This window comes from Kaistella sp. CFF1-2, assembly GCF_059509915.1.
Genome location: NZ_JCAKLF010000001.1, coordinates 1105908 through 1116565 on the forward strand (window position 1 = coordinate 1105908; position 10658 = coordinate 1116565).

The window sequence follows — 10658 nt, forward strand, 5'->3', positions numbered from 1 at the left end:
TTTAAAACCTCCTAAAATTGGTAGGTTTAAATAAATATCTCGCCGTTTTTGTTTCTGACTCGTTCACCTCCAATGAATACCAAGGGCTTTGTGATGGACGCCAAGGATTTTTAAGAATATGAATGGATTGAGCCGGTGTAAAACCTTCGCCCAAAAGGTAAAGTCGGTCTCCTTTTTCATTTTCGCAAACGCCAGCAATAAAAACAACGTGTCCTGGACTTCCCGGCGTGTTGAGAATATCACCTGTTTTCAAATCTTCGTTTTTCGTTATTGGATGCGTTTCCTTATTTAGAGAAATTGTCCCAGAATAGGTAAAAATTAAATCTAAATATTTTCTAAAATTCTCATAAGAACCATCCGGATTCGCTTGTTGACGCATATTCACCTTATTTCCATTGACAATCGGTCGAATTCCATTTTTGTAGGCGGTCCACGTCATCAAATCGCCGCTTGTAAAGTGAAATTGAATCTCATCTTCCTTTTTCTCCTTCCACAAATACTCCGCTCGAAGTCTCATAATCGCATCAGCACATTGCTGCAAGTCCGTCGTTCCAATATCAATATCCAAAACTCCGTCATGCAAATGTTGTGTGGAAATCGGGTTTCCATCGTATTTCAGAATTTGTGTTCCATAGGGCTGCAACTTAAAATTTTCTATAAAATCGCCATACGAATTGGGTGCACTTTCAATCCAATGAAATCCTTTTGGAGCAGAAAATCGGCTTTTAATCGTATTTTGAGAAGTTTTTACTAAATTTTCTTTCGTACTAGAATTTGAATTTTCACCAGTATGTTTTCCCTCCACAATCGAGGTGGAAGTTGATGATTTCGAATTTTCCGAACATGAAATGACGAGGATGCAACTTGATAAAGCTAAATGTAAAAACCCATTTTTCATCTAAAAGATTTGTCTAAAAATACAAATAATCCCTTCACATCGGTGGCTTTAAAAAAGAAAATTGACCTTTTAATTGTGTATATTTGACTTTCAAAACAGAGATTATGAATCATCAACCCATTGAAGGTTTTTCAAAATTAACAAAACAAGGAAAAATAGATTGGCTCGTCAAAGAATATCTAAACAACGATCAAGAATACGAGAAAATCTTACAACAATATTGGAACAACGACCCTGATTTACAAAAACTGCACGACGAATTTTCGGAAAATACCATTTCCAACTTCTTTATGCCGTACGGAATTGCGCCTAATTTTCTGATTGATGGAAAATTATTGGCATTACCGATGGCTGTGGAAGAAAGCTCGGTGGTTGCTGCGGCTTCTAAAGCTGCAAAATTTTGGATCGACAAAGGAGGTTTCAAAACAACCATCATCAACACCAAAAAATTAGGGCACACGCATTTTATTTTTAATGTAGAACCGCATAAACTTCAGCATTTTTTCAATTTTAAATTGAAGAAAAGATTATTCGAAGCGACCGAAGACATCACCGCAAACATGAGAAAGCGTGGTGGTGGAATTTTGAATATTCGTTTGATTGATAAAACGGACGAGATGCCGAATTATTTCCAATTAAAAGCGAGTTTTGACACGCAAGATTCGATGGGTGCTAATTTCATTAACTCGTGTTTGGAGCAGTTTGGAAAAACGTTGAAAGACGAAGTTGCAAACGAAACAGAATTTACACAAGAAGAAAAAGATTCTTTACAAGTGGTGATGAATATTTTGTCGAATTATACGCCTGATTGTATTGTTCGCGCCGAAGTTTCTTGTCCGATAGACGATTTGAAAGACGATAGCGGAATTTCTAATGAAGAATTTGCTTGGAAATTTAAACAAGCCGTAAGCATTGCGGAAATTGAACCGTATCGTGCAACAACGCATAACAAAGGAATTATGAATGGTGTAGATGCCGTTGTTATAGCTACAGGAAATGATTTCCGTGCAACCGAAGCTTGCGCCCATGCGTATGCTTCTAGAAGTGGAAAATACTCTTCATTAACGCATTGTACAACCGACAATGGAATTTTCAGATTTTGGATTGACTTGCCAATTTCAGTAGGTGTTGTGGGAGGTTTAACCAATCTTCATCCCTTAGTAAAATTCTCGATGGCATTGCTTGGAAAACCATCTGCGCAAGAATTGATGAGCATTTTGGCGGTTTCGGGATTGGCTCAAAATTTCGGAGCATTACGTTCTTTAGTAACCACGGGAATTCAAAAAGGACATATGAAAATGCATTTGTTCAATATTTTGAATCAATTCGGTGCAACCGAAGAAGAAAAACAACATTTTGTAACCTATTTCAAAGACAAAACCGTGAGCCATCACGAAGTTATCTCAGAATTGAACAAATTAAGAGGTCAATAATGAAAAATATAAGCATCGTTTTTTTTGCTTTTTGGGTAAGTTTCTTCTTTGCGCAAGAAACCAAAGTGGTGGTTACCAATCTCCCACCAAAAACTGACGATGCTGTGTATCCCTTTGTGAGTATACCTACCAATAAAAAAGCGGCGGATAAAATCAACTTGTATTTGCAGGTATCCGATTTGGAAAACATCCCAAATACTCGAAAAGATCCGTTTCAGCTCGTTGGTTCAGGTACCACTTCCTATTCGAATTTCGTTTATTTTTATGAGTGGAAAAAGCTTGCAGCTCCTAAAAATATTCTAAGTATTTATTTTTCGGGCGAGGCTTCTGGCGCGTATCCCGAGAATTTTGAACAGTGGAAAAATTTTGACATCCGAACTGGTAACTACATTAACATATTAGATTTAATCAAACGTAGTTCTGTGAAAAATGTAGAATCCATCATGCGTTCGTCAATTCGAAATGAAATTACAGCGTATATTAAAGACTTAAAATCCGAAACTCAAGACGAAACAACGAATGAGCAAATTGAACTTTATGAGGAATGCCTTGGCTCTATTGAATATCGAGGCATTGATTATGTAGATTATTATATTGAAAAGAATCAACTCGTACTCATTTCTGGTCGCTGCTCGAATCATGCAAGGCGTGGTATCGATGATTTAGATTCGTATGAAATCAAAATACCATTAGAAAAATTGGCGCCACATCTTACCGATTATGCAAAAAATCTATTATCAGGTAGCCAAACTGCTGTAACACAACCTAATCTTCAGTATCGCATTTATAAAGGGATGATTGATGGGAAATATCCGATTACGCTTATGGTAAATCAAATTTTTGATGATAATTCCATGTCCATCACCTATTGGTATGATGCCCATAAAAAGCTGATTGAGTGGCGAGGAACGTATGAAAACCATCGTTTTACTTTGGTTGAAGATGATTATCATGATGATGAAAATGCACGTTGGATTCCTAAAGCCAATATTATTTTGGACGAAAAAGGCACCAATCTTGTCGGAACTTGGGAAGATTATAAAACGAAGAAAAAACTAAAAATAGAACTACAACCCTATTAATTAAACATCATGTTCGGAATTATCTTATCTATTATCCTTTTGGGATTCGGCGTTTTTTTGAGAATGACCACAAACCCAGGATTTGCAACAAGCAAAAAATACGGTTGGCTTTTCATTGCGCTTGGAACGCTAACTTTAGTTGGTAAACTTGCAATCCTTTATTCCAAGGGAGAACTCCAGTTTTAAACTACAAAAATTGTTAGATGAAAGGTTTCGCTTTACTTTTTTTGATACTATATTCCCTATTCTCGTGCACAAAACAAGAAAAGGAAAAGCTGGTTGTGAATGAACAAAAAACCGAAACGAGTACAGAAGATATTTCAAAAATAGAGAATTGGCTGAAAGTCGAAATTGAAAAATATTTTAACACGCCAAAAGATGGTAAAGATACTGTTGAAAGCGAAAGAATGCTATATACATCAAGATTTTCGGAGCTTTGGATGGACGCTATTGGAACCGAGTACTATGGCGGCATGTCCGATGCTGATTTTCATAAAAAATGGGATTCCATTTATCCTTTAAAAGATATTCGTTCCGAAGAGATTTTCTTGGTTCCGCAGCAGGATTTTGGAAAAATAAAAGTCGACCAAATCAAATTATTGAGTTCGGCTGCAAACAAAGAATATTGGTTTTCGCTAGTGACAACCGACCAAGATTTTAAAACAAACTATACAAGAAAAGTAAAAGTAATTCCTTTTGAAAATTCGTACCGAATTGATGAAATACGAAATGTAAATTAAAAAAATATGAAGACAATCACCTTAGTATTTGGAGCTGTTTATGGCTTATTATCGGTTATTTTAGGCGCTTTTGGAGCTCATGCATTTAAAAAAATCCTTTCTCCAGAACGTTTAGAAAGTTTTGAGACCGGAGTTCGATACCAAATGTATGCAGCTTTTTTCCTACTTATTGTGGGTTATATTTTAAAATTCGAATCAGGAATGGAAAAATGGACTTCTTGGTTAATGATTTTAGGAACGATTCTGTTTTCAGGAAGTATCTATTTTTTAAGCTTTCAAGATCATTGGGGAGTGAATCTTAAATTTTTAGGCCCAATCACGCCACTTGGAGGTTTTTTAATGATTATTAGCTGGGGAATGTTGATTTATTATTTCGCAAAAAATCAATTTTAACTTACAATAGTTCAATTTTATACCTAAATGTTTTTCATTTTTGGATTTAATAAAAAGCCCATAGCGAAGGTTAATCGGAAAATTTACAAAAACGGATTCGAGGTCAACGCCATCGTTACCGTGTATCGAAAGTATTTCGAATTGTTTTTTATTCCGCTTCTACCCTATGGAAAGTCGTATTCCATCTACATTCCGCATACGGATGAGTATTATGAAAACGGTACTTTTTCGAAAATGCCAGACGAATATTTAGAAATCTGTAAAGAGGTTGGGAGAACGTATTAGAACTAAGTTTCTAAAAATATGACGAATATCTTTTTATTCTCCTCGCTAGAACCCGACTAATTTTTTATATTTGTAAAACTTAAAAAAATTAAATAATTAACATAAAAATATTATGAATCTTCACGAGTATCAATCAAAAGAGATTTTAGCGAAATACGGTGTTGTCACACAACGTGGTATCGTAGCAAATAACGTTGAGGAAGCTGTAGCTGCTGCCGAAAAATTGACTGCTGACACAGGTGCGCAAGGTTGGGTTGTAAAAGCTCAAATTCATGCAGGTGGACGTGGAAAAGGTGGTGGTGTTAAGTTTTCTCCTAACATGGACAAACTTAAAGAAAATGCCCAAAACATTATCGGAATGCAGTTGGTAACACCACAAACGTCTGCAGAAGGTAAAAAAGTAAACTCTGTTTTGATTGCAGAAGATGTATATTATCCAGGAGCTTCAGAAACGAAAGAATTTTATGTTTCTGTACTTTTAGATAGAGCTTTGGGTAAAAATACAATCGTTTATTCTACGGAAGGTGGTATGGATATCGAGCACGTTGCCGAAGTTACACCACACTTAATTCATAAGGAAGTTATTGATCCTACATTAGGATTACTAGGTTTCCAAGCTAGAAAAATCGCTTTCAACTTAGGTTTAGAAGGTGCTGCTTTCAAAGATTTCGTAAAATTCATCGGGAACCTTTACAATGCGTATGTTGGTATCGATGCATCTCTTTTCGAAATTAACCCAGTATTAAAAACATCTGATGATAGAATTATCGCTGTTGATGCTAAAGTAACTTTAGACGGAAACGCACTTTACCGTCACAAAGATCTTGCTGAATTGAGAGATACAAGAGAAGAAGATCCTATCGATGTTGAAGCTGGTGAAGCTGGATTAAACTTCGTAAAACTAGATGGTAACGTTGCTTGTATGGTAAATGGTGCTGGTCTTGCGATGGCGACAATGGATATGATTAAACTTTCAGGTGGTAACCCAGCAAACTTCCTTGACGTAGGTGGTACTGCAGATGCACAGAGAGTAAAAACAGCTTTCGATATTATCTTGAAAGATCCTAACGTAAAAGCAATCTTAATTAACATCTTCGGAGGAATCGTTCGTTGTGACAGAGTTGCTCAAGGTGTTATTGATGCGTACAAAGAAATGGGATCTATTCCAGTTCCAATTATCGTTAGATTACAAGGAACAAACGCAGAAATCGCTAAGAAAATGATTGATGAGTCAGGATTAAATGTTGCCTCTGCAATCACCCTTGAAGAAGCTGCAAACAAAGTAAAAGAAGTTTTGGTTTAATTATTTAACCACTACTCTACATAAAAAAAACGCCAATCTTTCGATTGGCGTTTTTCTTTATTTTATAGTATATTTTAATCTTGAGAAATAGATGAACTTCCTTCCAAACTAATGGAAGTTGGCGTTACCAATTTGATATTTTCATCATCCAAAGTTTGCTTAATCGTTAGTAATGCATCACTTTTCGCTTGGGTAATACTTTCTCCTACTTTCAACCAAAACTGAACTTGCAACGTAAAGTTTCCACCTTTCAAATTGGTAATTAAAATTACTGGTTTTCTCTGGGAATCTACTTGATCAATAGCATCTAATTTTGCGAGCAAAACTTCTTTCGCCTTCACAACATTGGCATCTGCAGGAATATCAAAATCAAAAATAATCCTTCTTTGTGGGGAATCCGAAACATTAAAAAACGGTCCACTAAAAATGGTTTGGTTCGGAATATAAACTTTACGACCATCATCCGTGATAATTTTCGTTGTTAAAAATCCAATTTCCTGGACATTTCCAGAATACGTCCCAATGGTTATGTAATCGCCCACTTTAAAGGCTTTGTCGATACCAATCAACATTCCAGAGAAAATAGAAGATACCAAATCCTTCAATGCAACCCCGGCAACAACCCCGGCAACCCCCAAACTTCCGATGAATTTCCATAGGAAACCACTCAAGCCCATAATTTCTAGTGAAATAAACGTACCGATAAGTAAGATCACAAATCGAATCGCGCCAACAAAGGAAGTTACCGTATCTGCTTTTTTCGGCAAATATTTCTTTAGAAGCTTAATTGTAATTTTTGTCAGAAAAGAACTGAAAAGTAAAAAGAATAAGAAAACAATAATCCCAACAATTAAATTGGGGGTAAATTTGGCAAAACCATCGTACCATTTGTCTAAGGTACCGAAAACCTTATTTACATATTCATTCTTTTCAACCTTGTCTAACTGCGTTCCTAAATCGTCCATAAAAAGTTAAATTTTTGCAAAAATACGAAATTATCGTGCCAAAAAATTGGTCATCTAATTTTACTCTACTATTTTTGTAGAGTACTAATTAAAAAAATACAATTTATGTCTATAAAATTGGGCGATACAGCCCCAAACTTTCAAGCAGAAACATCTTTAGGAAATTTAGATTTTTACGATTATTTAGGAGATTCTTGGGGAATCTTATTTTCGCATCCTGCCGATTACACACCTGTTTGTACAACCGAATTAGGAGCAACATCAAAACTTGCAGAAGACTTCGCAAAGAAAAATACGAAAGTTATTGCTTTAAGCGTTGATGATGTAAAAGACCATCATGGCTGGATCAACGATATCAATGAAACTCAAAACTGTACGGTCCAATTTCCGATTATTGCAGATGCTGATAAAAAAGTATCCGAATTGTATGATTTTATTCATCCAAATGCATCAGCAACGGCAACAGTTCGTTCATTGTTGATCATCGACCCGGAGAAAAAAGTACGCTTAATTATTACTTATCCAGCTTCTACTGGACGTAATTTTGATGAAATAAACCGTGTTTTAGATTCACTTCAATTGGTCGATGCTGAAAAAATAGCAACTCCTGTAAATTGGAAAGATGGTGATGACGTAATTGTTCCACCTTCAATTTCAACAGAAGAAGCGAGAAAAATATTCCCGAAAGGCGTAACCGAAGTTAAACCGTATTTGCGTTTTACTCCGCAACCCAACAAGTAAATTATTGATTAGATATTTTTTATGAAAGGCTCCGACAAATGTTGGAGCTTTTTGTTTTCCATTTTTCCAAAACTTAAATTTGTCATATATTTAGGGATAGAAAGAACCTTGACAACGCATGGATTTAGAATTTAACAAACGAGAAGACTTCAACAAATTAAAATTAGCCGAGATTACCAGAATCCAATCCCAAATAAAAAAAGGGGGTGGTGAAAAAAGATTGCAAAAGCTTCGTGACGAAGGTAAAATGACTGCAAGAGAGCGTGTTTCTTATCTTTTAGATGAAAAAGCCGATGTTATCGAAATTGGCGAAATGGCTGGTTATGAAATGTATGAAAACGAAGGTGGATGCCCTAGTGGAGGTGTTGTTGTTGTTATCGGTTATGTTTCTGGGAAGCAATGTATCGTTGTTGCGAATGATGCTTCTGTAAAGGCTGGTGCGTGGTTCCCTATTACGGGAAAGAAAAATCTCCGTGCACAAGAAATTGCGATGGAGAACAGACTTCCTATTATTTATTTAGTAGACTCTGCTGGAGTTTATCTTCCGATGCAAGACGAAATTTTCCCAGATAAAGAAATGTTCGGAAGAATTTTCCGAAATAATGCGAAGATGAGTGCATCAGGAATCGTTCAGATTTCGGCAGTTATGGGCAGTTGTGTTGCGGGTGGAGCTTATCTTCCAATCATGAGTGATGAAGCCATGATTGTAGATAAAACAGGCTCTATTTTCCTTGCTGGAAGTTATCTTGTAAAAGCAGCTATTGGCGAAAATATTGACAACGAAACTTTGGGTGGAGCAACCACACATTGCGAAATATCTGGAGTTACCGATTATAAAGCGAAAGATGATAAAGATGCATTGAATCGAATTAAGAACATCATGAAGTCCATCGGAAGTTATGATAAAGCCGGTTTTGATCGCATTGAATCTCAGAAACCAAAATCAAATCCAGATGATATTTTTGGACTTATGCCTGCTTTACGATCAGAGCAATACGACACCTACGAAATTATTAAATGCTTGGTCGATAATTCTGAATTTGAAGAATACAAACCTAATTACGGAAAAACGATTATTTGTGCGACAACGAGAATCGATGGTTGGAGTGTAGGAATTGTTGCTAATCAACGTAAATTAGTAAAAAGTGGTAAAGGAGAAATGCAATTTGGAGGTGTAATCTATTCGGATTCTGCAGATAAAGCAACGCGTTTCATTGCCAACTGTAATCAACGTAAAATACCTTTGGTGTTTCTCCAAGATGTTACCGGATTCATGGTTGGTTCCAAATCAGAACATGGTGGAATTATTAAAGATGGTGCAAAAATGGTGAATGCTGTTTCCAATTCTGTTGTTCCAAAATTCACCATCATTACAGGAAATTCATACGGTGCTGGAAATTACGCCATGTGCGGAAAAGCCTATGATCCACGATTAATCGTCGCTTGGCCTTGGGCAGAATTAGCGGTTATGGGCGGTGCACAAGCAGCAAAAGTATTGGCTCAAATTCAAGAATCAACATTAAAAAAACAAGGAAAAGAAATCACGAAAGAAGAAAGTAATGCGATTTTGGATACGATTTCGAAAAAATATCAAAAACAAACAGAACCTACATACGCTGCGGCACGCTTATGGACAGATGCCATCATTAACCCAATAGATACTAGAAAATGGATTTCTATGGGAATAGAAGCAGCAAATCATTCACCCATAACAGAAAAATTTAATTTAGGAGTTATTCAGGTATAAATAAAGTATTAAAAAAGAAAAAAAACACAGATGAAAAAAACACTATTTGCAGTACTTATTGCAAACGCAACAATCATGTCTGCGCAATGTACTATTAAAGGCCCTTCTACCGTAAAATTAGGAGAAGAAGTTGCATTTTCTGTTGACAAAGAACTTGCCCAATGCGTTGATTGCCATCAATGGAGAATTCCAGATGGAAGTTTCAATATCATTGGAAATGATAGCAAGAAAAACAGCATCAAAATCAATCCAAAAGCCACAGGAAATTCGAGTATTGCTGTTTCGGTAATGACCCCAAAAGGAATGCAAGATTGCTCTAAGAGTATTGAGATTGTTGATAAAGCAACTTCGACACAACAAACAACGTCACAAACGGTAAATTGTACGATTTCTGTTAAAGAATTTCAAGAAATCAAATTAAAAGACAATACCGTTGTTCTTTATCCGAATGTTAGAAACCAATCCTATGTTTATCAATGGAAAGTTACTTATGCTAACGGAACAAGTGTTGAATCTAAAGATATTGTCCCAAGTTTCCAACAAACTTCGGACAACAATATAATCAGTGCCGTATTAAGGATTGAGCTTCCTTCGTGCGTGAGAACCTATACTAAATCCTACGACATTCACTTTTGGAAGTATTTTTAGTACATTTTAATGTAAGGCAATAAAAGATACTGGTAGGTAAGTAAAAGTAAATAACGATAAAGGATTAGGATATGATTTATTCTAATCCTTTTTTTACATCTAGATTATGATCTAAAGATCCAGGAGAAAGTTCATCATGAGCTCAACTTCTAACTTGTAACTTCTAACTTTAACGTCCATACCAAAGTCGATTCTCATATTGACCACCTCCTTCAGCATTCAATAGTCAACAGCAAAAATCCAACCTTAAACTATAAACTTCATACTCCAAACGTTGAACTTTAAACTTAAGACTTTAAACCTTAATTTAACTCTTGAGCTCTCTGTTTTTAGTTCTTGGATGTGTAGTCTTATTCTTGATTAGTTCTTGCTGTAGAGTTATAGCAATCTTTCATTCTTTGGTTTTCGTGACTTTAGGGCACA

The 10658-nt window shown here is 35.9% G+C and carries 12 protein-coding genes; 10 read left to right on the forward strand and 2 right to left on the reverse strand.

Annotation, left to right across the window (positions count from 1 at the left end):
* Position 1 precedes the first annotated feature (1 nt).
* The gene (locus tag AC5XHR_RS05085) at positions 2–898 is read right to left on the reverse strand and encodes a DUF4846 domain-containing protein (protein WP_495949688.1); all 897 of its coding nucleotides are present in this window, start codon (positions 896–898) and stop codon (positions 2–4) included.
* 83 nt (positions 899–981) lie between these two features.
* On the opposite strand from AC5XHR_RS05085, the gene AC5XHR_RS05090 reads away from it, so the two are divergent.
* From AC5XHR_RS05090 to sucC, 7 genes are all read left to right on the forward strand, one after another.
* The gene (locus AC5XHR_RS05090; protein WP_495949689.1) at positions 982–2331 is read left to right on the forward strand and encodes a hydroxymethylglutaryl-CoA reductase, degradative; all 1350 of its coding nucleotides are present in this window, start codon (positions 982–984) and stop codon (positions 2329–2331) included.
* Complete coding sequence (locus tag AC5XHR_RS05095; protein ID WP_495949690.1) at positions 2331–3413, forward strand: hypothetical protein; 1083 nt, start codon at positions 2331–2333, stop codon at positions 3411–3413. Before AC5XHR_RS05090 ends, AC5XHR_RS05095 begins: the two co-directional genes overlap by 1 nt.
* A 9-nt stretch (positions 3414–3422) precedes the next feature.
* Positions 3423–3599, forward strand: coding sequence for a hypothetical protein (locus tag AC5XHR_RS05100; RefSeq protein WP_495949691.1), 177 nt, complete (start codon positions 3423–3425; stop codon positions 3597–3599).
* 95 nt (positions 3600–3694) lie between these two features.
* Positions 3695–4153 carry a hypothetical protein gene (locus tag AC5XHR_RS05105; RefSeq protein ID WP_495949692.1) on the forward strand — a complete coding sequence of 153 codons (459 nt, stop codon included), beginning with the start codon at positions 3695–3697 and terminating at the stop codon, positions 4151–4153.
* Positions 4154–4159: 6 nt separating this feature from the next.
* Positions 4160–4546, forward strand: a complete 387-nt coding sequence (locus tag AC5XHR_RS05110; RefSeq protein WP_495949693.1) for a DUF423 domain-containing protein — start codon at positions 4160–4162, stop codon at positions 4544–4546.
* A 27-nt stretch (positions 4547–4573) separates the two neighbouring features.
* Positions 4574–4831, forward strand: coding sequence for a zinc ribbon domain-containing protein (locus tag AC5XHR_RS05115; RefSeq protein WP_495949694.1), 258 nt, complete (start codon positions 4574–4576; stop codon positions 4829–4831).
* Between the two features lie 112 nt (positions 4832–4943).
* Complete coding sequence (gene sucC, locus AC5XHR_RS05120; protein ID WP_495949695.1) at positions 4944–6134, forward strand: ADP-forming succinate--CoA ligase subunit beta; 1191 nt, start codon at positions 4944–4946, stop codon at positions 6132–6134.
* A gap of 74 nt (positions 6135–6208) precedes the next feature.
* On the opposite strand, the gene AC5XHR_RS05125 is transcribed toward sucC, so the two are convergent.
* The gene (locus tag AC5XHR_RS05125) at positions 6209–7099 is read right to left on the reverse strand and encodes a mechanosensitive ion channel family protein (RefSeq protein ID WP_495949696.1); all 891 of its coding nucleotides are present in this window, start codon (positions 7097–7099) and stop codon (positions 6209–6211) included.
* Positions 7100–7204: 105 nt separating this feature from the next.
* Between AC5XHR_RS05125 and AC5XHR_RS05130 the strand changes: the two genes are divergently transcribed.
* From AC5XHR_RS05130 to AC5XHR_RS05140, 3 genes are all read left to right on the forward strand, one after another.
* The gene (locus AC5XHR_RS05130) at positions 7205–7840 is read left to right on the forward strand and encodes a peroxiredoxin (protein ID WP_495949697.1); all 636 of its coding nucleotides are present in this window, start codon (positions 7205–7207) and stop codon (positions 7838–7840) included.
* A 118-nt stretch (positions 7841–7958) separates the two neighbouring features.
* Positions 7959–9587, forward strand: coding sequence for an acyl-CoA carboxylase subunit beta (locus AC5XHR_RS05135; RefSeq protein ID WP_495949698.1), 1629 nt, complete (start codon positions 7959–7961; stop codon positions 9585–9587).
* A 30-nt stretch (positions 9588–9617) separates the two neighbouring features.
* Positions 9618–10235, forward strand: a complete 618-nt coding sequence (locus AC5XHR_RS05140; RefSeq protein ID WP_495949699.1) for a hypothetical protein — start codon at positions 9618–9620, stop codon at positions 10233–10235.
* The last annotated feature ends 423 nt before the right edge of the window (positions 10236–10658 follow it).

What these genes read in the sequence shown, in the direction of transcription:
- AC5XHR_RS05085 (WP_495949688.1), bottom strand. Translation starts at nt 898, where the DNA reads ATGAAAAATGGGTTTTTACATTTAGCTTTATCAAGTTGCATCCTCGTC.
- AC5XHR_RS05095 (WP_495949690.1), top strand. Translation starts at nt 2,331, where the DNA reads ATGAAAAATATAAGCATCGTTTTTTTTGCTTTTTGGGTAAGTTTCTTC.
- AC5XHR_RS05100 (WP_495949691.1), top strand. Translation starts at nt 3,423, where the DNA reads ATGTTCGGAATTATCTTATCTATTATCCTTTTGGGATTCGGCGTTTTT.
- AC5XHR_RS05110 (WP_495949693.1), top strand. Translation starts at nt 4,160, where the DNA reads ATGAAGACAATCACCTTAGTATTTGGAGCTGTTTATGGCTTATTATCG.
- AC5XHR_RS05115 (WP_495949694.1), top strand. Translation starts at nt 4,574, where the DNA reads ATGTTTTTCATTTTTGGATTTAATAAAAAGCCCATAGCGAAGGTTAAT.
- sucC (WP_495949695.1), top strand. Translation starts at nt 4,944, where the DNA reads ATGAATCTTCACGAGTATCAATCAAAAGAGATTTTAGCGAAATACGGT.
- AC5XHR_RS05125 (WP_495949696.1), bottom strand. Translation starts at nt 7,099, where the DNA reads ATGGACGATTTAGGAACGCAGTTAGACAAGGTTGAAAAGAATGAATAT.
- AC5XHR_RS05130 (WP_495949697.1), top strand. Translation starts at nt 7,205, where the DNA reads ATGTCTATAAAATTGGGCGATACAGCCCCAAACTTTCAAGCAGAAACA.
- AC5XHR_RS05135 (WP_495949698.1), top strand. Translation starts at nt 7,959, where the DNA reads ATGGATTTAGAATTTAACAAACGAGAAGACTTCAACAAATTAAAATTA.
- AC5XHR_RS05140 (WP_495949699.1), top strand. Translation starts at nt 9,618, where the DNA reads ATGAAAAAAACACTATTTGCAGTACTTATTGCAAACGCAACAATCATG.